This window comes from Citrobacter werkmanii (assembly GCF_008693645.1).
Classification (GTDB): domain Bacteria; phylum Pseudomonadota; class Gammaproteobacteria; order Enterobacterales; family Enterobacteriaceae; genus Citrobacter; species Citrobacter werkmanii.
This window is the reverse complement of sequence record NZ_CP044101.1, coordinates 1,702,095-1,722,379: the sequence shown is the minus strand read 5'-3', so window position 1 is coordinate 1,722,379 and position 20,285 is coordinate 1,702,095. Positions and strand designations below refer to the sequence as shown.

The window sequence follows — 20,285 nt, the reverse complement described above, 5'->3', positions numbered from 1 at the left end:
TCCGTAAATGACATTAACAAAGTCACGCGGAAAGTCAGATGCCTGCCCGTTATGCATTTGCTATAGTAGGGCACTTTTTTTAATTTCATCACGGACGTCGTAGTTCAGACCATGAAGACCACTTTTTCCGCTCGTTTCGTGCAGCGTATGGCGCTCACCGCGGCTCTCTGCGCAGCTACTCTCTCTGCTGCCCATGCCGATGACCTGAATATTAAAACCATGATCCCCGGCGTTCCGCAGATCGATGCGGAGTCGTATATCCTGATTGATTACAACTCAGGTAAAGTTCTGGCAGAACAGAATGCTGACACTCGCCGCGACCCCGCCAGCCTGACCAAGATGATGACCAGCTACGTCATCGGCCAGGCGATGAAAGCCGGGAAGTTCAAAGAAACCGATCTGGTCACCGTCGGCAATGACGCATGGGCTACGGGTAACCCGGTCTTTAAAGGTTCATCGCTGATGTTCCTCAAGCCTGGCATGCAGGTTCCTGTCTCTCAGTTGATCCGTGGTATTAACCTGCAGTCCGGGAACGACGCATGTGTGGCGATGGCTGACTTCGCTGCCGGCAGCCAGGATGCTTTCGTCGGCCTGATGAACAGCTATGTGAACGCGCTGGGTCTGAAAAACACCCACTTCCAGACCGTTCATGGTCTTGATGCTGACGGTCAGTACAGCTCAGCCCGCGATATGGCGATGATTGGTCAGGCGCTGATTCGCGATGTGCCTAATGAATACTCTATCTATAAAGAAAAAGAGTTCACCTTTAACGGCATTCGTCAGTTAAACCGTAACGGTCTGCTGTGGGATAACAGCCTGAATGTCGACGGTATCAAAACCGGTCACACCGATAAAGCTGGCTATAACCTTGTTGCATCCGCAACCGAAGGCCAGATGCGTCTGATCTCCGCCGTAATGGGTGGCCGCACCTATAAAGGTCGCGAAACCGAAAGCAAAAAACTGCTGACCTGGGGCTTCCGTTTCTTCGAAACCGTCAACCCGCTGAAAGTGGGTAAAGAATTTGCCTCAGAACCCGCCTGGTTTGGTAACACCGATCGCGCATCGTTAGGTGTCGATAAGGATGTCTACCTGACTATTCCGCGCGGCCGTATGAAAGATCTGAAAGCAAGTTATGTGCTGAACACCACTGAACTGCACGCGCCGCTGCAGAAAAACCAGGTTGTCGGCACCATCAACTTCCAGCTTGATGGCAAAACCATCGAGCAGCGCCCACTGGTCGTGCTGCAGGAAATCCCGGAAGGCAACTTCTTTGGGAAAATCATTGATTACATTAAATTAATGTTCCATCACTGGTTTGGCTAAAAATCGAACACTTGAAAGTGTGATTTACGTCCCCATATACTAGGTATCCAGATAACTCCCACGCGCTGTGGGAGTTATTATTTTTTGATGTAACGCCGGAGCTGACATGAAAACCAAACTTAACGAACTGCTTGAATTCCCTACTCCATTTACTTACAAAGTAATGGGGCAGGCGTTGCCTGAGCTGGTTGATCAGGTGGTTGAAGTGGTACAGCGCCATGCGCCAGGTGATTACTCTCCGACGGTAAAACCGAGCAGCAAAGGCAACTACCACTCGGTCTCTATCACCATCACTGCTACACACATTGAGCAGGTTGAAACACTGTACGAAGAATTAGGCAATATTGATATCGTACGCATGGTGCTGTAAAAACCTGTCGGTTACCCGCTGCATCCCCGCTCGGGTAACCCCTTCCTCCTGTGATATACTTTTCCCCTCTTTAACATTCTCTACTCTGTGTGAGTATCTACGGAGATGCCGTTTTGTATCAGGATAAAATTCTGGTCCGCCAGCTCGGTCTTCAACCTTACGAGCCAGTCTCTCTGGCCATGCACGAATTTACCGATACCCGCGATGAAAACAGTCATGATGAAATCTGGCTGGTAGAGCATTATCCTGTCTTTACCCAGGGTCAGGCCGGTAAAGCCGAGCATGTACTGATGCCGGGAGATATTCCGGTGATTCAGAGCGATCGCGGCGGTCAGGTGACCTACCACGGACCAGGTCAACAGGTCATGTATGTGCTGTTGAACCTGAAACGCCGCAAACTGGGCGTTCGCGAACTGGTTACGCTGCTGGAGCAAACTGTCGTCAATACCCTTGCGGAAATTGGCATCGACGCCCACCCGCGAGCCGATGCGCCAGGCGTTTATGTCGGTGAGAAGAAAATCTGCTCATTAGGGTTACGTATTCGTAAGGGATGTTCATTTCACGGCTTAGCGCTCAACGTGGATATGGACCTGTCGCCTTTCCTGCGTATCAACCCTTGCGGTTATGCCGGAATGGAGATGGCAAAAGTATCGCAATGGGATAACGCTGCCACGACTGAGAGCATTCGCCCACGCCTGCTGGCCAACATTCTGGCGCTGTTGGGTAACCCACCGCACGAGTACGTTGTAGACTAAAAAGGCTGTCATACTTTGCCACGGCATATGTTGTGGCAAATGGCACAAAACAACAACTATTTTACATTTTGCCAGCCTGTCAGGCTGCTTTCTGGCCCGTTTCAATGATATACTGCGTATCACTAATTCAAAAATAGTTGATAAATGCAACATTCCCTTGAATTGAAACGCTTTCCTTCGTAATTCGCAACTGGAACACGCAAGCTATGAGTAAACCCATTGTGATGGAACGCGGTGTTAAATACCGCGATGCCGATAAGATGGCTCTTATCCCGGTTAAAAATGTGGCAACAGAGCGTGAAGCCCTGCTGCGTAAACCGGAATGGATGAAAATAAAACTGCCAGCGGACTCCACCCGCATCCAGGGCATCAAAGCGGCAATGCGCAAAAACGGCCTGCACTCTGTCTGCGAAGAAGCTTCCTGCCCTAACCTGGCTGAATGTTTCAATCACGGAACCGCAACCTTCATGATCCTCGGCGCAATCTGTACTCGCCGTTGCCCATTCTGTGACGTTGCCCATGGCCGTCCGGTTGCGCCTGATGCCAACGAGCCGTTGAAACTGGCTCAGACCATTGCGGACATGGCGTTGCGCTATGTCGTCATTACCTCCGTTGACCGTGACGATCTGCGTGACGGCGGTGCTCAGCACTTTGCTGACTGCATCACCGCTATCCGCGAGAAAAGCCCATCGATTAAAATCGAAACGCTGGTGCCTGACTTCCGTGGTCGTATGGATCGCGCGTTGGATATCCTCACGGCCACGCCGCCGGACGTATTTAACCACAACCTCGAAAACGTACCGCGTATTTACCGCAATGTCCGTCCGGGAGCGGACTACAACTGGTCGCTGAAGCTTCTGGAGCGTTTCAAGGAAGCGCACCCGGAGATCCCGACTAAATCGGGTCTGATGGTAGGTCTGGGTGAAACCAATGCCGAAATTATTGAAGTGATGCGCGATCTGCGCAGTCATGGCGTGACCATGCTGACGCTGGGGCAATATTTGCAGCCGAGCCGCCATCACCTGCCGGTGCAACGCTATGTAAGCCCGGATGAGTTCGACGAGATGAAAGCCGAAGCCATGGCGATGGGCTTTACCCATGCAGCCTGCGGCCCGTTTGTTCGTTCTTCATACCACGCTGATATGCAGGCCAAAGGGCTGGAAGTGAAGTAATCGTGTAATACTCACTTACATATCAGCAATAAAAAAACCGGCAATTTGCCGGTTTTTTTCATACAGAGCATACAGTATGAGCATCATGCTCCTGATATTACTCTTTATGAGAGAGCTTTTCCGCCTGAACGCTACCATCAGCCTCTTTCCTGGCATCGGTATTATCGTCGTTCATCGCTTTCTTAAAGCCCTTAATTGCCGTTCCCAGGTCTCCACCCAGTGTACGTAACTTCTTGGTACCAAACAGCAGAACGACCAGTGCGGCAACCACCAGCAGTTTGGTAATACTAATCTCACCCATAGATACCTTCTTAACTTAAACCAGGCTACATAATGCGCCATATTAACCTGAGAATATTAACGGCCTTTCGACGCGCGCACACAATAGCAATCTGTAACAAGGTGAATCAAGTCTTGTTTAAAAAAACGTCATAATAATTGCGGTGGCGCAAAGCGTCGGTTAATTAACACCGGAAGTTGCGCCCTGACCTGCTTCACCCGCTCTGCTGAAACCTCGGCCATAATCAGCGCCGGCGTTTCTGCCGCTGCGGCAATGGTCACCCCAAAGGGATCGATGACCCGGCTTTGCCCAATGTTCTTATTACCACATTCTCCAGCGGCAATAACATAGCAAGTAGCATCAAGAGCCCTTGCCGCCAACAATGTTGCCCAGTGATGCTCTTTTAGCGCTCCCCGCACCCAGGCGGCAGGTAAAGCGAGAATGTCGGCCCCCTGCAGAGCGTGCGCTAACGCCAGCTCAGGGAAACGCAGGTCATAGCAGGTCATCAACCCTACCTTTAATCCGTCTACGTCCAGCAGCGGCGCTATGGCGTCTCCTGCATCGACATTCCGCGACTCCTGAATCGCAAACGCGTCGTAAAGATGCAATTTTGCATAATGGGCAACAACCCGACCTCCCCGCAACGCCACCAGCATGTTAAAAGCCCGACCTGGCACAGAAGGAACATGAATCGTCAGAATTGTCGTCATCTCATTTTGCGCGCTTTCTCGGAGTAAACGCGTCAGAAACCCACCCTCCAGCAATTGCGCTGACTTCACTGACAGGTCAGGGTCAATATCGTTACGGGCCAGCAACGCCTCCGGTAGTACCAACAACGATACTCCCTCTCCTGCGGCCTGAGACATTAATGAAGCGCAGGTTTCTGCATTCTTTTCCCACGAAGGTTCCACGGCAAACTGCCCTGCTGCAACGAACATATTCCCTCCAGAAAAGTTTGTCAGGCTCGCCAACAGTGATTATTCAGCGTTACACTCATCCTATATACAATCAAATAGCAGGATTTAGCAGTGTTACAACTTCTTTTAGCGGTTTTTATCGGTGGTGGTACAGGTAGCGTAGCAAGATGGATGTTGAGCATGCGCTTCAACCCACTGCATCAGGCTATCCCATTCGGTACGCTGGCGGCAAACTTACTTGGCGCGTTTATCATTGGTATGGGTCTGGCGTGGTTTAATCGCATGACAAACATCGATCCAATGTGGAAAGTACTGATTACTACCGGCTTTTGCGGCGGGTTGACAACGTTCTCCACCTTCTCGGCAGAGGTCGTGTTTTTACTTCAGGAAGGACGCTTTGGCTGGGCTATGGTGAATGTGCTGGTTAATCTGCTGGGATCATTTGCGATGACCGCCCTGGCATTCTGGCTGGTTTCTGCCTCTCCCGCACATTAGAGCGAAAAAAACCCGCAATTAAGCGGGTTTTGAATGCTTGCTGTCGTATGCTTACAGAGCGATTACGTTTGCAGCAGAAGGGCCTTTGGCACCGTTAGTGATTTCGAACTCTACGCGCTGACCTTCAGCCAGAGTTTTAAAACCATTGGTCTGGATTGCAGAGAAGTGTACGAACACGTCTTTGCTGCCATCTTCCGGAGTAATGAAACCGAATCCTTTGGACTCATTAAACCACTTAACGTTACCTTTAATCTTAGACATCAAAATTACCTTTACATGAAAAATAGACACAAATGCTGTGTCGGGTATCAGTACAACAATTGTGATGCGCTTTGTCCAGTCGAACTTTATCAAAAAGTGATAAATGTCGCGTTATTTTTCAGTAACCGTTTCCATCCATATGTTTTTAATGGTTTTTTTAAAACCTGACTGACAATACAGGCAGTCCATCAAAACTGGAAGCGTAACCACGCAAAGTAGACGTTACCATTGTTATAGGTTCCTGGAATGTAGGTCATCTGGAACGTTGCCGGACCATAACCGATTGACGCCAGCGGTAACAGCACCGGTACGGGAATGTAGTTCCAGTTATCGCGTGCGGTAAAACCAGCGGTAAAGCCAAGGCCGGTATGGAAGTTTTCATCAGGCAGCGGTCGCCAGGTTTTCTCCCAGCCGTAGCCGCCAATCGGTTCCCATTTATTGTAGGAATCCTTAAAGGCCATAATATAAAGCCCGTGCCAGTTACCTTTATCATCCCAACGGGACTGGCCAAATCCGGCCCCCCATGGGCGTTCATTGTAGCGATCGGTTTTTTCTTTATCGTAGGCAAAACGGGCATGCCAGGTAATAGCCGGTACATACAGGTCATAATGCTCCGGCTGCTGCCAGGTTTCACTGACATTATCTTTAAACGTGGCAAACCAGCCTTTATCTTCAGCAGCCCCTTGGGGAATGAAAGCTAACTGAATAAAAAGAAATGAAAAAATGAGAAAATATCGTTTAGCGACAATCACAACTTAATTACCATCCTGGGAGTTATTAGCAATTGTAGCAAACTCAACCTTAATGTTAACTTAACAAAAATGCGCAGATAAAAAATCAGAATATTCTTCGGGCAATACTTATAAGATGATTCCCCCTCTATTTACTGGGCTTTATTACAGGAATAATTTTCTCTTGATTGCTAATAAATTGTTCTTTTCAAACGTGATGGACAAACAAATAAACAATAATTTAACACCCTCATATCAAAATACACACAACAGCAATGCTGTTTCACAGTTTTTGCCGGGGATATTCCTTTCTAAACCACGATGTTGAAAAAACAGTCAGGCCATCGGTTGAATCCGTATTTTTATTGATTTCAATCAGCAATAGTTATCGGTTTATTAGGCACATTCTGTCACCACTTTTTACTTTTTTTAGTTTTTTTACTTTCCGGGCAGCAATGCGACAGGGGAAACAATGTTGACATTTATTGAACTCCTTATTGGGGTTGTGGTTATTGTGGGTGTAGCGCGCTACATCATCAAAGGTTATTCCGCCACCGGCGTACTGTTTGTTGGCGGTCTGGTTTTGCTGATTATCAGTGCGGTGATGGGACATAAAGTTCTGCCTTCCAGCGCAGCAACGACGGGCTATACTGCTACAGACATTGTTGAATACATTAAAATTCTGCTGATGAGTCGCGGTGGCGATCTCGGCATGATGATTATGATGCTGTGTGGTTTTGCCGCCTACATGACGCATATTGGCGCGAATGATATGGTCGTTAAGCTGGCCTCCAAACCGCTGCAATATATCAACTCACCTTATCTGTTGATGATTGCCGCCTATTTTGTCGCCTGTCTGATGTCGCTGGCAGTCTCGTCAGCTACCGGTCTGGGCGTATTGCTGATGGCAACGCTTTTCCCGGTTATGGTTAACGTTGGGATCAGCCGTGGCGCCGCGGCGGCCATATGCGCTTCCCCTGCCGCAATCATTCTTTCACCGACATCCGGTGATGTGGTGCTGGCGGCAAAAGCCGCAGAAATGCCGTTGATTGATTTCGCGTTTAAAACCACGCTGCCAATTTCCATTGCCGCCATCATTGCTATGGCGCTCGCACACTTTTTCTGGCAGCGCTACCTGGATAAAAAAGAGAACATTTCTCACGAAATGTTAGACGTAGCAGAAATCACCACTACCGCGCCGTCGTTTTACGCCATCCTGCCGTTTACACCGATCGTAGGCGTTCTGATTTTTGATGGTAAATGGGGTCCGCAGCTGCACATTATTACGATTCTGGTACTGTGCATGCTCATCGCCGCCGTTCTGGAATTTATTCGTGGATTCAACACTCAAAAGGTGTTTTCAGGTCTGGAAGTCGCTTACCGGGGCATGGCGGACGCCTTTGCTAACGTAGTGATGCTGCTCGTCGCTGCGGGTGTTTTTGCCCAGGGCTTGAGTACCATCGGCTTTATTCAAAGCCTGATTTCTATCGCCACCTCGTTTGGCTCAGCGAGTATTATTCTGATGCTGGTACTGGTGATCCTGACCATGCTGGCGGCAATGACCACGGGTTCCGGTAACGCGCCGTTCTATGCTTTCGTTGAGATGATCCCGAAACTGGCACACTCTTCCGGCATTAACCCGGCTTACCTCGCTATCCCGATGCTTCAGGCCTCCAACCTCGGGCGTACCATTTCCCCAGTCTCCGGCGTCGTTGTGGCTGTGGCTGGGATGGCGAAGATTTCTCCGTTCGAAGTTGTGAAACGTACCTCGGTTCCGGTGCTGGTCGGACTGCTGGTGGTGATTATCGCCACCGAAGTGATGGTACCGGCAACGTCTGCCCTGATTGGCGGTTAACGATACCTGTCAATACCTGACCTTAATACACAAAATCATTTATGCTGCATCGCGGCGGCAAGTAAAGAAATCCCCAGGAGCATAGATAACTATGTGACTGGGGTTTCTGCACGCAGCCAACAAAGAGGCAGCTTAAAGGATGACGTGTATTAGCCGCCGTGATAAATACGCTGCGGTCTACCCACCTTCCCGTGAATAATCTCCGCGATAATCAAATGGCGGCTGGCACAGTACTCCAGATAACGTCTGGAGGTCGTTCGACTGATGGTGAGCGCCTGGGCGATCGTTTCCGCAGTATGATGTACCGTCGGATCGGCAAATAGCTTCAGCACCGCATTCAGCGTTAACGCATCAATCCCGGTCGGCAAATCGCCTTTCGGCTCGCCGCGCGCGTAGGCGTTAAACATTTCATCAATCTGCTTTTGACTGGCGCTGTCATTGCCTGCCAGCATGCGTCTGCGCTGTTGATACCGCGTCAGCGTCTGCCCCAACCGCTCGTAAGCGATAGGTTTGACCAGATAATCAAACGCGCCGCTGCGCACGGCCTCGGAGACCGTTTCCATATCGCTGGCCGCCGTGGTAAAGACCACACCGCCCGGATAACGCGCCTGGGTCAGCTCATGCAACAAAGTAATACCCTTACCGTCCGGCAAGTAGTTATCAAGAAGAATCAAACCGGGCTTAAAACGCTCAATCATCATTCTTGCCTGCGCAAGATTACCCGCCAGCCATATCTGGCTGAAGCCGGGTATATGGCGGATATATTCAGCATGCATTTCCGCCAGTAGCGTTTCATCCTCAACGATCAGTAGCGTTAATGGTTCCGTCATTATTTTTTTTCACTTTCGGAAGAAATAAAGAAAATAAGGTGCCGCAAGGGGAGTTATCTTCGAGCGTAATCACCCCGTTACAGCGCCTCACATAACTTGCAATCAGATACAAACCGATGCCATGTTCGCCTGGTTCATCGGTACGGGTGCTTACACCCTGTTCAAATATTTTTTCACGCAATGCTTCCGGCACACCGCATCCCTGATCGGCAACTTCGATGACCACATCATCCCCTTCGTCGCTCAAATAAAGTTCGACGACTTTGTTGCCTTGCTGGGTGCGTAAACTCGCTTCAAAGGCATTATCAAGCAGATTGCCAACAATTGCTGCAAACTCTGTGCTATCCAGCCCTTCAGGCAGTTGGCGCAGTTGGCTGCCAGGAACAATGGTCATCGTAAGACCCAGTTCCCGCGCACGTTGCACCTTACCAAATAACAGACCCGCCACCTGACGATCGGCAAAGGCGCCGCGCAGGCTGTCAATCAGTTGTTGCTGCGCCTGTGACTCGCCCTGAACCATAGCCAGCACCCGGTCATACTCTTTCATTTGCAGCAGGCCATTGATAGTCGACATCCAGTTCAGGTGCTCATGACGCAGCGTTCTCAGGCTCTCAACATACTGTTTGATTTGCGTTAATTGCGCATTAAGGGTAGCAATTTCATCTTTACTACGAAAACTGATAATGGCGCCGAGCAGTTCGTCACCGGAGCGAATCGCCTCACGGTTGGCGATAACGCTCAACCCATTAAAATTAACCATCGCATCCTGGCGTTGTTCCGCAATCTGCTGGGTGAAAAAGTCCGCTGGCTGAACGACTTCATTTACCGGTTTGCCCAGCCACTTTCTGCCCGGCGATGACAGCCCCAGCATTTTCCTCGCACTGCGGTTTATCGCAGTGATATATCCGTCAGGATCCACGGCAATCAACCCTTCATACACCGAGCTGAACAGCGCTTCCTGCTGACGCACCACCCGCGCGATTTGTTTAGGCTCCATCCCCAACATCTGCCGACGAATATGGGCAGCAAAAAACCAGGAGAGCAGCATAAGTACCAACAACAGCAGGATAAATACCCCAGCCATTGGCAGTAAGAAATCCGATCGCCAGCTATCAATTTTACTGATCAGATAGCCAATTGAGACCACGCCAATGATTTTGCCATCGTCATCAAAGATAGGGGTTTTGGCGCGCATTGCCATCCCAATAGATCCTTTGCCGGTAATAAAGTAGCTCTCACCTTTTTCCAGCGCGCCAGGCTTGGTGAACTGCATCGGGTAACCAATTTTTTCCGGGTTCGGATGATAAAGACGAATAGAGTGGGTATCTCCAATCACCACATAATCGAAATCAGTCCCGCTCTGTAGTTTGTCGGCAATAGTCGCCAGACGCTTGTAATCACGATGCTTCACCGCCGTGATGATGCTGTCATTAGAGGCGATGATTTTGGCCTGGTTCATTGCCATATCGCGGACATGTGTCGTCAGATAATCTTCAAAACTGGCGGTAAAGTATTGTGCTAACGCTGCGATAATAAGAACAGAAACGACCAGAATGAGCAGAAAAATGCGTAACGGAAACGCCAGACTGCGAAAAAAAGGAAACCGTGTTTTATTTTTCTGTTCTGCCATAAATTTTCCTCACCGACGTTACCGAAACTTATTTTCTATTGTAGTTGTAATAAAAATGTTTTATTTAAAAGTGACGATATAAAACAGGATCGTTGCAGATTCCCCACCTTAAATCAATTAAACAAATTAAAACCACGCGCTATTTCTGGGTTAAATTAATTAAAAAACTTAAAACCATAAAACACATTAAAACCTTCTAACTTATTGTGAAATAAATCAAAAATTACCTCCAAAATACTCCTTACGATGTATGCAGCAGGGAAAAAAAGAAATACTCCGTAATAAAAAACCATTCCCTTCAATTGCAAACAAAACGTTATCAGGTTGCTAATCAGAGCAACAAAAACAGAAACCCAGTAACAAATATAGCATCGGGGCTCTATTTACTATGTTCGGTAATAATATATTCACGCAAGTTAAACGCTCAGAAAATAAAAAGATGGCGGCTATCGCGCAATTTCTGAAAGAGAACGATCTGAGCGTTGATACCACCGTCGAAGTATTTATCACCGTCACCCGTGACGATCGCCTGATTGCCTGTGGCGGTATCGCCGGAAATATCATTAAATGCGTCGCGATTTGTGAGTCCGTGCGCGGTGAAGGCCTGGCGCTGACGCTGGCGACAGAACTCATCAACCTCGCCTATGAGCGCCACTGTACGCACCTCTTCATCTATACCAAAACCGAGTACGAATCGCTGTTTAAACAGTGCGGCTTTTCCACACTCACCAGCGTGCCCGGCATTATGGTGTTGATGGAAAACAGCACCACGCGGCTGAAACGCTACGCCGAATCGCTGGCAAAACAGCGTCATGAAGGGAAAAAAATTGGCTGTATCGTCATGAACGCCAACCCCTTCACCAACGGTCATCGTTTTCTGATCCAACAGGCGGCCGCGCAATGTGACTGGCTGCATCTGTTTTTGGTGAAAGAAGATACCTCGCGTTTTCCGTATGAAGACCGACTGGATCTGGTACTTAAAGGGACAAAAGACATTCCGCGTTTAACCGTGCATCGCGGTTCGGAATACATCATTTCCCGCGCCACGTTCCCGTGCTACTTCATCAAAGAGCAGAGCGTTATTAACCACTGCTACACCGAAATAGACCTGAAAATCTTCCGCCAGTACCTGGCCCCGGCTCTCGGTGTTACGCACCGTTTCGTGGGTACCGAGCCGTATTGCACCGTCACCTCCCAGTACAACAACGATATGCGTTACTGGCTGGAGACCCCAACGCTTCCCGCCCCACCGATTGAACTGGTGGAAATTGAGCGGCTGTGCTTCCAGGAGATGCCGATTTCCGCCTCCTGGGTGCGCAAGCTGCTGGTTAAAAAAGATCTCACGGCTATCGCATCCCTGGTTCCTGACGCCACGCTGCGCTATCTGCAAAGCATGGTTGAACGAGCCTTATCGGGTGCGGCAGTCCGCCAAAATACCCCCGCATTAGCAACAGGTGAAAAATGAAAATAAACCAGGCAGCCGTCGCAGGCACACTCGAGTCCGGTGATGTGATGATTCGCATCGCCCCACTCGATTCGCAGGATATTGACCTGCAGGTTAACAGTAGCGTCGAAAAGCAGTTCGGTGATGCCATTCGGGCCACCATTCTGGACGTACTGTCCCGCTACAACGTACGCGGCGTGCAATTAAATGTTGATGATAAAGGCGCACTGGACTGCATTTTACGTGCGCGACTGGAAGCACTACTGGCCCGCGCTGGCGGTATTCCGGCACTGCCATGGGAGGATTGCCAGTGATTGCCGAATCTTTACAACAACGTAAAACCCGTACCCGCCGTAGCATGTTGTTCGTACCGGGCGCCAATGCCGCCATGGTCAGCAACTCGTTTATCTACCCGGCTGATGCGCTGATGTTCGACCTGGAAGACTCCGTCGCGCTGCGTGAAAAAGATACCGCCCGCCGCATGGTGTACCACGCGCTGCAACATCCGCTGTATCACGACGTAGAAACCATCGTGCGCGTAAACGCCCTCGACTCCGAATGGGGCATCAACGACCTCGAAGCCGTTGTGCGCGGCGGCGCCGACATCGTGCGTTTACCGAAAACCGATACCGCACAGGATGTCATCGACATCGAAAGCGAAATCCTGCGCATCGAAAACGCCTGTGGTCGCGAACCCGGCAGCACCGGTCTGTTAGCCGCTATCGAATCGCCGTTAGGCATTACCCGCGCGGTAGAAATCGCCCACGCTTCCGAGCGTCTGATTGGTATTGCACTGGGTGCTGAAGATTATGTGCGTAATCTGCGCACTGAACGTTCCCCGGAAGGCACTGAACTGCTGTTTGCCCGCTGCTCTATTTTGCAGGCTGCACGCTCTGCCGGTATTCAGGCATTCGATACCGTCTATTCCGATGCCAACAACGAAGCAGGTTTCCTGCACGAAGCCTCACACATCAAGCAACTGGGTTTTGACGGCAAGTCGCTGATCAACCCTCGCCAGATTGAACTTCTGCATAACCTCTATGCCCCGACGCGCAAAGAGCTGGCTCATGCCCGTCTGGTGGTGGAAGCCGCTGAAGCTGCCGCCCGCGAAGGTCGTGGCGTGGTTTCCCTGAACGGCAAGATGGTCGACAGCCCGGTTATCGAGCGCGCCCTTCTGGTTATCTCCCGTGCAGAACTTTCCGGCATTCGCGAAGAATAAGGCAAAAAAATGACGCAGAAAATCGAACAGTCTCAACGCCAGGATCGCGTGGCGACCTGGAGCCGTCATGCAGAAAGCGAGCTTTCCGCTTATCAGAGCACAGCAAAAGTAGAATTGCAGGCGCAAAAACCGCGCGACAAAAAGCTGTGCGCTAATCTGGAAGACGCCATTCGTCGTTCAGGTTTACAGGATGGTATGACTATCTCTTTCCACCACGCATTTCGCGGTGGCGATCTGACGATTAACCTGGTGATGGATGCCATCGCCAACATGGGCTTTAAAAATCTGACGCTGGCCTCAAGCTCCCTGAGCGACTGCCACGCGCCGCTGGTTGAGCACATCCGTCAGGGCGTGGTCAGCCGAATTTATACCTCCGGGCTGCGTGGCCCGCTGGCAGAAGAGATCTCTCGTGGTCTGCTGGCTGAGCCGGTGCAAATCCACTCCCACGGTGGTCGTGTACACCTGGTGCAAAGTGGCGAACTCAACATTGATGTCGCATTCCTCGGCGTACCGGCGTGCGACCAGTTTGGTAATGCTAACGGTTATACCGGCAAAGCGTGCTGCGGCTCACTGGGCTATGCCCGCGTCGATGCCGAGAACGCCAGGCAGGTTGTTCTGCTGACAGAACAACTGCTGAGCTATCCGCACAACCCAGCCAGCATTACCCAGGATCAAGTGGATCTGATCGTGCAGATCGACCAGGTCGGCGATGCGGACAAAATTGGTGCTGACGCGACCCGTATGACCACCAATCCGCGTGAATTGTTGATCGCCCGCAGCGCGGCAGACGTCATTGCTAACTCCGGTTACTTCAATGAAGGCTTCTCATTGCAGACAGGAACCGGCGGCGCGTCTCTGGCCGTTACCCGTTTCCTGGAAGACAAAATGCGTAGCCGTGACATCCATGCAGATTTCGCGCTGGGCGGCATCACCGCCACCATCGTTGATCTGCATGAAAAAGGCTTAATCCGCAAACTGCTGGATGTACAAAGCTTCGACAGTACCGCCGCGAAATCTCTGGCCCGCAATCCAAACCACATTGAGATCAGCGCTAACCAGTACGCTAACTGGGGCTCGAAAGGCGCATCCGTTGACCGCCTGGACGTTGTGGTACTGAGCGCATTAGAAGTAGACACCAGCTTCAACGTTAACGTACTGACCGGCTCCGACGGCGTACTGCGTGGCGCTTCCGGTGGTCACTGCGATACGGCTGTGGCCGCAGCGCTTTCTATCATCGTCGCACCGCTGGTTCGTGGACGCATCCCGACATTGGTAGATAACGTGCTGACCTGCGTAACCCCAGGTTCCAGCGTTGACATTCTGGTTACCGATCATGGTATCGCCGTCAACCCTGCTCGCCCTGAACTGGCGGAACGCCTGCAAGAAGCTGGCATGAAAGTGGTGTCGATTGAATGGCTGCGCGAACGTGCACAGCAGCTAACCGGTCAACCGCGCGCCATCGAATTTACCGATCGCGTAATTGCCGTTGTGCGCTACCGCGATGGTTCGGTAATTGACGTTGTGCATCAGGTGAAGGAATAAACCATGCACCTGCTCCCTGAACACGCCACCTGCCACGCGGTTTCCATCCCTGAGCTGCTCGCCAGCCGAGATGAGAGACAAGCAAGGCAGCATGCCTGGCTCACGCGTCATCACGCGCCACTGGTCTCGTTTACCGTGGTCGCGCCAGGTCCGATTAAAGACAGCGAATTAACCCGTCGCATCTTTAATCACGGCGTCACCGCCCTGCTCGCGCTGGCGGAAAAATCCGCCTGGATTGTCAGGGAGCAAACTGCGCTGGTCTCTGCCAGCGGACCGGAAGGCCTGCTGGCCATTGAGGCTCCGGCCCTGGACCTCAAGCTCGCCACTATCGGACTTGAGCATTCACATCCGCTGGGACGGTTATGGGACATCGACGTCCTGAACCCTGAAGGGGAAATTCTGTCCCGGCGTCATTTCGCGCTCCCTGCCCGCCGCTGTCTGCTGTGCGAGCAAAGCGCTGCCGAATGCGCGCGGGGTAAAACTCACGCGCTTTCCGACTTACTCACTCAGATGGAGGCACTGCTGCATGATGCCGATTCCCGCAACATCAACTCATAACGCAGTTCTTCCTCTGGATCTGCCTGACGCTTACGCCACGCTGGCGTGGCGCGCCATGCTGACGGAAGTCAACCTGTCGCCTAAACCGGGTCTGGTGGATCGTATTAATAACGGCGCGCATAAAGATATGGCGCTGGAAGATTTTTATCGCAGTGCTGAAGCGATTCAGACATGGCTGCCGCGTTTTATCGAATACGGCGCATTTAGCGCACAACAGTCGCCGGAAGATGTCCTGCCAGGACTACGTCCGCTGGGCATGGCCTGTGAAGCCGATATGTTTCGCGCTACTGCCGGAGTGAACACCCATAAAGGCAGCATCTTCTCGCTGGGATTACTGTGCGCCGCCATTGGCCGCCTGCTCCAGCTCCGCCTGAGCGTTACCGCTGAAACCCTTTGCTCTACGGCAGCAACATTTTGCCGTGGCCTGACCGAGCGCGAACTGCGCCAGAACAACCAACAACTCACGGCTGGCCAACGTCTTTATCAGCAACTGGGATTAACCGGCGCACGCGGCGAAGCCGAAGCAGGATATCCCCTCGTCATTCAGCATGCTCTGCCGCACTACCGTGCACTGCTGGCTGAGGGCCGCGATCCTGAACTGGCGTTACTCGATACGTTACTGCTGCTGATGTCTATCAACGGCGACACCAACGTGGCTTCCCGTGGTGGTGCAGAAGGTTTGCGCTGGTTACAGCAGCAGGCCTCCACGTTGTTACAACAAGGCGGGATTCGTACCCCTGCCGATCTCGAATACCTACGCCAGTTCGACCAACAGTGCATTGAACGCAACCTCAGTCCTGGAGGCTGCGCCGATCTGCTGATCGTCACATGGTTCTTAGCTCAGATTTCACAAGTTCATCATTATCACAATTAAAGATCCTTTCCGGAGAATCACACACATGTCTTTAGCAAAAGATAAAATTTGGAAGTTACTGGCCCCATTGGTAGTCATGGGCGTCATGTTTCTTATCCCCGTCCCTGATGGCATGCCCCCACAGGCATGGCACTATTTTGCCGTGTTCGTGGCCATGATTGTCGGGATGATTCTGGAGCCAATTCCGGCAACGGCAATCAGCTTTATCGCCGTGACGATCTGCGTTATCGGCAGTAACTATCTGCTGTTTGACGCATCCGAGCTGGCCGACCCGGCATTCAAAGCGGGTAAGCAAGCGCTGAAATGGGGTCTGGCGGGCTTCTCCAGCACCACCGTGTGGCTGGTGTTTGGCGCGTTTATTTTCGCACTGGGTTATGAAGTTACCGGCCTGGGTCGTCGTATCGCGCTGTTCATGGTGAAATTCATGGGTAAACGTACCCTGACGCTGGGCTATGCGATTGTTATTATCGACATCCTGCTGGCGCCGTTTACACCGTCCAACACCGCGCGTACCGGTGGAACCGTATTCCCGGTTATCAAAAACCTGCCGCCGCTGTTTAAATCATTCCCGAACGATCCTTCCGCGCGCCGTATCGGCGGATATCTGATGTGGATGATGGTCATCAGTACCAGCCTGAGCTCCTCTATGTTCGTGACCGGCGCGGCGCCGAACGTACTGGGTCTGGAATTCGTCAACAAAATTGCTGGCATTCAAATCAGTTGGCTGCAATGGTTCCTCAGCTTCCTGCCGGTCGGTATTATTTTGCTGATCGTTGCGCCGTGGCTGTCCTATGTTCTGTACAAACCAGAAGTCACTCACAGTGCTGAAGTTGCCGCATGGGCCGGTGAAGAACTGAAAACCATGGGTAAACTGACGCGTAAAGAGCTGACCCTGATCGGTCTGGTTCTGCTCAGCCTGGGTCTGTGGGTCTTCGGGGGTAAACTGATTGATGCCACCGCGGTGGGTCTGCTGGCGGTTTCCCTGATGCTGGCGCTACACGTTGTACCGTGGAAAGATATTACCCGCTATAACAGCGCATGGAACACTCTGGTAAACCTCGCCACGCTGGTTGTTATGGCAAATGGTTTGACCCGTTCAGGCTTCATTGACTGGTTCGCTAACACCATGAGCACGCACCTGGAAGGCTTCTCACCTAACGCGACCGTGATCGTGCTGGTGCTGGTGTTCTACTTTGCTCACTACCTGTTCGCCAGCCTTTCCGCACACACCGCCACCATGCTGCCGGTTATTCTGGCGGTCGGTAAAGGTATCCCGGGCGTTCCAATGGAACATCTGTGTATCCTGCTGGTGCTATCCATCGGTATCATGGGCTGCCTGACGCCGTATGCAACCGGCCCTGGCGTTATCATCTACGGTTGTGGTTATGTGAAGTCTAAAGACTACTGGCGTCTGGGAGCTATCTTCGGCGTTATCTACATCGCTATGCTTCTGCTGGTCGGCTGGCCGATTCTGGCAATGTGGAGCTAATCATTCCGGCTCACGCCTGATGAAAATGATGCCAGTCAGCTAAACCTGACTGGCATTTTTTATGATTAAATAGATGATATTCAGAATTTATATAAGTATCCGAAATCATCATGACATCAACATGGCGTTATTCTTCTTTACTGGCAACGCTTCTGCTGCCAGTTTCTGCGGCTCAGGCCGATGAACTTCAGGCAAAACAGTACGCTGATTTTGACCGCTACGTGCTGGCCCTCTCCTGGCAAACCGGTTTCTGTCAAAGCCAACACGAGCGTAATCGTCAGGAACCCGACGAATGTCGTCTGCAAAAAGAGATTGCAGACAAAGCGGATTTTCTGACCGTTCACGGCCTGTGGCCCAGCCTGCCAAAATCAATCGCCGCTCGCGGGGTAGATAATCGCCGCTGGATGCGTTTTGGCTGCGCAACGCGCCCCATTCCTAACCTGCCTGAAGCGCGCGCCAGCCGTAAATGCGCAGCACCTGAAACCGGCCTGTCACTGGAGAGTGCGGCGAAACTGAGCGCGGTGATGCCAGGCGCTGGCGGAACATCCTGCCTGGAACGCTACGAGTATGCCAAACACGGCGCCTGTTTTGGTTTTGATCCCGACGTGTACTTTGGCACGATGGTGCGGCTGAATAATGAATTCAAAAACAGTGAAGCGGGCAAGTTCCTCGCGGATAACTACGGCAAAACCGTCAGCCGCAACGCATTTGACGCCGCTATCGCCAAAAGCTGGGGCAAAGAGAACGTCAAAGCCGTGAAGCTAAGCTGCCACGGCAATCCGGCTTATCTCACAGAGATCCAGCTATCCCTGAAAGCCGACACCATCAATCAACCGCTATCTGCGCAGTCATTCTTACCGCAGCCGCATCCGGGTAACTGCGGTAAACAGTTTATTATCGACAAGGCTGGATACTGAAAATCACGACCGACGCGCAAACCGGGCGTCGGTCTGCATGCTTAGCGTTGCAAACGGGCGTCCGGGCGAACCAGATCAAAGCGGTGTGTTTCACTGATTGAATAGTACGCCGTGGGTCCACCCGCACGCAGTACCGGCTTCGCTTTCGCCGTCTGGTAGATGCCTTCTTCCAGTAGCGTTTCATCTATATGGATGCCCACCACTTCTCCCAGCACCAGCCAGGTTTCTACAGGCGCGCCGTCAGCAGTGGTCAGTTGCAGAGTTTGCGATAAACGGCACTCAAAATTAACCGGGCTTTGCGCCACGCGCGGCACGCTGACAATCCGGCTGTCGGCTTTATTCAGCCCAGCGGCAAAAAACTCGTCCTCGCCGTGCGGCAAGCTGGCAGACGTTTCATTCATCGCGCCAGCCAGTTCAAGGGTGGTCAGGTTCCAGACAAACTCACCGGTTTCGACAATATTCCGCACGCTGTCTTTCCAGCCGCTGCTGGCAAAACCAATAATCGGCGGATGGTAGTTAAAGCAATTAAAGAAACTGTATGGCGCCAGGTTATGTCGCCCGTTACTGTCGCGCGACGCAATCCAGCCAATGGGGCGCGGTCCAATGATGGCATTTAGCGGGTCGTGCGGTAAGCCGTGTCCCTGTGATGGTTGATAGAAATACATAGCCTTCTCTGGTGTCATTAACGTTAGCGCAGCACGAATTATGCTTCGCTCATCTCCCTGGAAAAAGAAGATCAGCGTAGAACAATCCGTTAAAGATTACGACTGAATAAAGTTGAGCAGATCGCCATTGATCTGCTGTTTATGGGTGGTGCAAATACCGTGAGAACCACCGGCATATACCTTCAACTGCGCATCCGGCAATATTTCTGCCGCGACCTTGCCGCAGGTTTCAAACGGGACAATCTGATCGTCATCGCCGTGGATCACCAGCGTCGGGATGGTCATTTTTTCGAGATCGCCACGCAGGTCTGTTTCTGAAAACGCATGAATACAGTCGTACAACGCTTTGATGGACCCTTGTAAGCCCTGTTCAACAAAACTTTCCCGGACGGCTTTCGACTCTTTTGCGCCCGGACGGTTATAACCATAGAATGCCGCGGTCAGTTCATAGAAAAAGGCGGCGCGATCGTTCACTACCCCTTCCCGGATGCCATCAAACACCTCTTTCGGCACGCCATTCGGGTTAAAGTCGGTCTTGATCATGATGGGCGTCACCGCGCCAATTAACACCGCTTTTGCCACCCGCTGCGTCCCATGGCGGCCAATATAACGCGCCACTTCCCCACCGCCGGTAGAGTGCCCAACATGCACGGCATCTTTAAGATTGAGATGCGCGGTAAGTTCAGCCAGATCGTCAGCATACTGATCCATATTGTGGCCATCCCACGGTTGGGCCGAGCGGCCATGTCCGCGCCTGTCATGGGCGATCACACGAAATCCTTTCGACCCAAGAAACAGCATCTGATCCTCAAACGCATCTGCTGTCAGCGGCCAACCATGACTGAACACGATGGGCTGTCCACTTCCCCAGTCTTTAAAATGCAAATAGCTGCCGTCTTTTAAGGTAAGTTTGTCGTACTGGCTCATGAGATCTCCTGTAGCGGAACACTGAGTTGTA

The 20,285-nt window shown here is 51.6% G+C and carries 22 protein-coding genes; 14 read left to right on the top strand and 8 right to left on the bottom strand.

Annotation, left to right across the window (positions count from 1 at the left end; all coding sequences use genetic code 11):
• Positions 1-111: 111 nt before the first annotated feature.
• From dacA to lipA, 4 genes are all read left to right on the top strand, one after another.
• Positions 112-1,323: a D-alanyl-D-alanine carboxypeptidase DacA gene (gene dacA, locus FOB24_RS08730; protein WP_038638745.1), complete on the top strand. Its 1,212-nt coding sequence runs from the start codon at positions 112-114 to the stop codon at positions 1,321-1,323.
• A gap of 106 nt (positions 1,324-1,429) precedes the next feature.
• The gene (ybeD, locus tag FOB24_RS08725) at positions 1,430-1,693 is read left to right on the top strand and encodes a DUF493 family protein YbeD (RefSeq protein WP_003022706.1); all 264 of its coding nucleotides are present in this window, start codon (positions 1,430-1,432) and stop codon (positions 1,691-1,693) included.
• Between the two features lie 113 nt (positions 1,694-1,806).
• The gene (gene lipB / locus FOB24_RS08720; RefSeq protein WP_085047521.1) at positions 1,807-2,448 is read left to right on the top strand and encodes a lipoyl(octanoyl) transferase LipB; all 642 of its coding nucleotides are present in this window, start codon (positions 1,807-1,809) and stop codon (positions 2,446-2,448) included.
• 206 nt (positions 2,449-2,654) lie between these two features.
• Entirely contained in the window at positions 2,655-3,620 is a 966-nt protein-coding gene (gene lipA / locus FOB24_RS08715) for a lipoyl synthase (protein ID WP_003022702.1), read from the top strand.
• A gap of 97 nt (positions 3,621-3,717) precedes the next feature.
• Here the strand turns inward: lipA and tatE are convergent, their stop codons facing one another.
• Positions 3,718-3,921, bottom strand: a complete 204-nt coding sequence (gene tatE, locus FOB24_RS08710) for a twin-arginine translocase subunit TatE (RefSeq protein WP_038638735.1) — start codon at positions 3,919-3,921, stop codon at positions 3,718-3,720.
• A gap of 128 nt (positions 3,922-4,049) precedes the next feature.
• A complete protein-coding gene (locus tag FOB24_RS08705; RefSeq protein ID WP_150344794.1) occupies positions 4,050-4,838 on the bottom strand; it encodes a deaminated glutathione amidase in 789 nt (262 codons plus the stop codon).
• Positions 4,839-4,928: 90 nt separating this feature from the next.
• Between FOB24_RS08705 and crcB the strand changes: the two genes are divergently transcribed.
• The gene (crcB, locus tag FOB24_RS08700) at positions 4,929-5,312 is read left to right on the top strand and encodes a fluoride efflux transporter CrcB (protein ID WP_003831281.1); all 384 of its coding nucleotides are present in this window, start codon (positions 4,929-4,931) and stop codon (positions 5,310-5,312) included.
• Positions 5,313-5,363: 51 nt separating this feature from the next.
• On the opposite strand, the gene cspE is transcribed toward crcB, so the two are convergent.
• Positions 5,364-5,573 carry a transcription antiterminator/RNA stability regulator CspE gene (gene cspE / locus FOB24_RS08695; protein WP_000034825.1) on the bottom strand — a complete coding sequence of 70 codons (210 nt, stop codon included), beginning with the start codon at positions 5,571-5,573 and terminating at the stop codon, positions 5,364-5,366.
• A gap of 188 nt (positions 5,574-5,761) precedes the next feature.
• The gene (pagP, locus tag FOB24_RS08690; RefSeq protein WP_038638726.1) at positions 5,762-6,325 is read right to left on the bottom strand and encodes a lipid IV(A) palmitoyltransferase PagP; all 564 of its coding nucleotides are present in this window, start codon (positions 6,323-6,325) and stop codon (positions 5,762-5,764) included.
• 451 nt (positions 6,326-6,776) lie between these two features.
• On the opposite strand from pagP, the gene dcuC reads away from it, so the two are divergent.
• Positions 6,777-8,159: an anaerobic C4-dicarboxylate transporter DcuC gene (dcuC, locus tag FOB24_RS08685; protein ID WP_085047522.1), complete on the top strand. Its 1,383-nt coding sequence runs from the start codon at positions 6,777-6,779 to the stop codon at positions 8,157-8,159.
• 149 nt (positions 8,160-8,308) lie between these two features.
• Here the strand turns inward: dcuC and dpiA are convergent, their stop codons facing one another.
• Together dpiA and dpiB are read right to left on the bottom strand one after the other, a co-directional pair.
• Positions 8,309-8,989 (bottom strand): two-component response regulator DpiA, encoded by a 681-nt coding sequence (dpiA, locus tag FOB24_RS08680; RefSeq protein WP_003831279.1) that lies wholly within the window; start codon positions 8,987-8,989, stop codon positions 8,309-8,311.
• Positions 8,958-10,619 (bottom strand): sensor histidine kinase DpiB, encoded by a 1,662-nt coding sequence (gene dpiB / locus FOB24_RS08675; RefSeq protein WP_038638721.1) that lies wholly within the window; start codon positions 10,617-10,619, stop codon positions 8,958-8,960. Before dpiB ends, dpiA begins: the two co-directional genes overlap by 32 nt.
• A gap of 388 nt (positions 10,620-11,007) precedes the next feature.
• Between dpiB and citC the strand changes: the two genes are divergently transcribed.
• From citC to rna, 8 genes are all read left to right on the top strand, one after another.
• Positions 11,008-12,084, top strand: coding sequence for a [citrate (pro-3S)-lyase] ligase (citC, locus tag FOB24_RS08670; RefSeq protein WP_150344793.1), 1,077 nt, complete (start codon positions 11,008-11,010; stop codon positions 12,082-12,084).
• Positions 12,081-12,377 carry a citrate lyase acyl carrier protein gene (gene citD / locus FOB24_RS08665; RefSeq protein ID WP_003831276.1) on the top strand — a complete coding sequence of 99 codons (297 nt, stop codon included), beginning with the start codon at positions 12,081-12,083 and terminating at the stop codon, positions 12,375-12,377. The genes citC and citD overlap by 4 nt, the downstream gene beginning before the upstream one ends.
• Positions 12,374-13,282 carry an aldolase/citrate lyase family protein gene (locus tag FOB24_RS08660; RefSeq protein ID WP_069323153.1) on the top strand — a complete coding sequence of 303 codons (909 nt, stop codon included), beginning with the start codon at positions 12,374-12,376 and terminating at the stop codon, positions 13,280-13,282. The genes citD and FOB24_RS08660 overlap by 4 nt, the downstream gene beginning before the upstream one ends.
• Before the next feature lie 9 nt (positions 13,283-13,291).
• Positions 13,292-14,824, top strand: a complete 1,533-nt coding sequence (gene citF, locus FOB24_RS08655; RefSeq protein WP_085047525.1) for a citrate lyase subunit alpha — start codon at positions 13,292-13,294, stop codon at positions 14,822-14,824.
• 3 nt (positions 14,825-14,827) lie between these two features.
• Positions 14,828-15,382, top strand: a complete 555-nt coding sequence (gene citX, locus FOB24_RS08650) for a citrate lyase holo-[acyl-carrier protein] synthase (protein WP_085047526.1) — start codon at positions 14,828-14,830, stop codon at positions 15,380-15,382.
• Positions 15,351-16,256, top strand: a complete 906-nt coding sequence (gene citG, locus FOB24_RS08645) for a triphosphoribosyl-dephospho-CoA synthase CitG (RefSeq protein ID WP_069323151.1) — start codon at positions 15,351-15,353, stop codon at positions 16,254-16,256. The genes citX and citG overlap by 32 nt, the downstream gene beginning before the upstream one ends.
• Before the next feature lie 25 nt (positions 16,257-16,281).
• Positions 16,282-17,745, top strand: a complete 1,464-nt coding sequence (citT, locus tag FOB24_RS08640) for a citrate/succinate antiporter CitT (RefSeq protein ID WP_038638704.1) — start codon at positions 16,282-16,284, stop codon at positions 17,743-17,745.
• A gap of 110 nt (positions 17,746-17,855) precedes the next feature.
• Positions 17,856-18,662, top strand: coding sequence for a ribonuclease I (gene rna, locus FOB24_RS08635; RefSeq protein WP_150344792.1), 807 nt, complete (start codon positions 17,856-17,858; stop codon positions 18,660-18,662).
• Positions 18,663-18,703: 41 nt separating this feature from the next.
• Here the strand turns inward: rna and FOB24_RS08630 are convergent, their stop codons facing one another.
• Positions 18,704-19,327, bottom strand: a complete 624-nt coding sequence (locus tag FOB24_RS08630) for a flavin reductase family protein (protein WP_087857129.1) — start codon at positions 19,325-19,327, stop codon at positions 18,704-18,706.
• Between the two features lie 96 nt (positions 19,328-19,423).
• A complete protein-coding gene (locus FOB24_RS08625; protein ID WP_038638697.1) occupies positions 19,424-20,254 on the bottom strand; it encodes an alpha/beta fold hydrolase in 831 nt (276 codons plus the stop codon).
• Positions 20,255-20,285 lie beyond the last annotated feature (31 nt).

Excerpts from the sequence above, each read along its gene's own strand:
- citC (WP_150344793.1), top strand. The coding sequence starts at position 11,008 with ATGTTCGGTAATAATATATTCACGCAAGTTAAACGCTCAGAAAATAAA.
- citG (WP_069323151.1), top strand. The coding sequence starts at position 15,351 with ATGATGCCGATTCCCGCAACATCAACTCATAACGCAGTTCTTCCTCTG.
- citT (WP_038638704.1), top strand. The coding sequence starts at position 16,282 with ATGTCTTTAGCAAAAGATAAAATTTGGAAGTTACTGGCCCCATTGGTA.
- rna (WP_150344792.1), top strand. The coding sequence starts at position 17,856 with ATGACATCAACATGGCGTTATTCTTCTTTACTGGCAACGCTTCTGCTG.
- dacA (WP_038638745.1), top strand. The coding sequence starts at position 112 with ATGAAGACCACTTTTTCCGCTCGTTTCGTGCAGCGTATGGCGCTCACC.
- FOB24_RS08625 (WP_038638697.1), bottom strand. The coding sequence starts at position 20,254 with ATGAGCCAGTACGACAAACTTACCTTAAAAGACGGCAGCTATTTGCAT.
- citD (WP_003831276.1), top strand. The coding sequence starts at position 12,081 with ATGAAAATAAACCAGGCAGCCGTCGCAGGCACACTCGAGTCCGGTGAT.
- FOB24_RS08630 (WP_087857129.1), bottom strand. The coding sequence starts at position 19,327 with ATGTATTTCTATCAACCATCACAGGGACACGGCTTACCGCACGACCCG.
- dcuC (WP_085047522.1), top strand. The coding sequence starts at position 6,777 with ATGTTGACATTTATTGAACTCCTTATTGGGGTTGTGGTTATTGTGGGT.
- cspE (WP_000034825.1), bottom strand. The coding sequence starts at position 5,573 with ATGTCTAAGATTAAAGGTAACGTTAAGTGGTTTAATGAGTCCAAAGGA.
- FOB24_RS08705 (WP_150344794.1), bottom strand. The coding sequence starts at position 4,838 with ATGTTCGTTGCAGCAGGGCAGTTTGCCGTGGAACCTTCGTGGGAAAAG.
- lipA (WP_003022702.1), top strand. The coding sequence starts at position 2,655 with ATGAGTAAACCCATTGTGATGGAACGCGGTGTTAAATACCGCGATGCC.
- dpiA (WP_003831279.1), bottom strand. The coding sequence starts at position 8,989 with ATGACGGAACCATTAACGCTACTGATCGTTGAGGATGAAACGCTACTG.
- tatE (WP_038638735.1), bottom strand. The coding sequence starts at position 3,921 with ATGGGTGAGATTAGTATTACCAAACTGCTGGTGGTTGCCGCACTGGTC.
- ybeD (WP_003022706.1), top strand. The coding sequence starts at position 1,430 with ATGAAAACCAAACTTAACGAACTGCTTGAATTCCCTACTCCATTTACT.
- dpiB (WP_038638721.1), bottom strand. The coding sequence starts at position 10,619 with ATGGCAGAACAGAAAAATAAAACACGGTTTCCTTTTTTTCGCAGTCTG.
- citX (WP_085047526.1), top strand. The coding sequence starts at position 14,828 with ATGCACCTGCTCCCTGAACACGCCACCTGCCACGCGGTTTCCATCCCT.
- citF (WP_085047525.1), top strand. The coding sequence starts at position 13,292 with ATGACGCAGAAAATCGAACAGTCTCAACGCCAGGATCGCGTGGCGACC.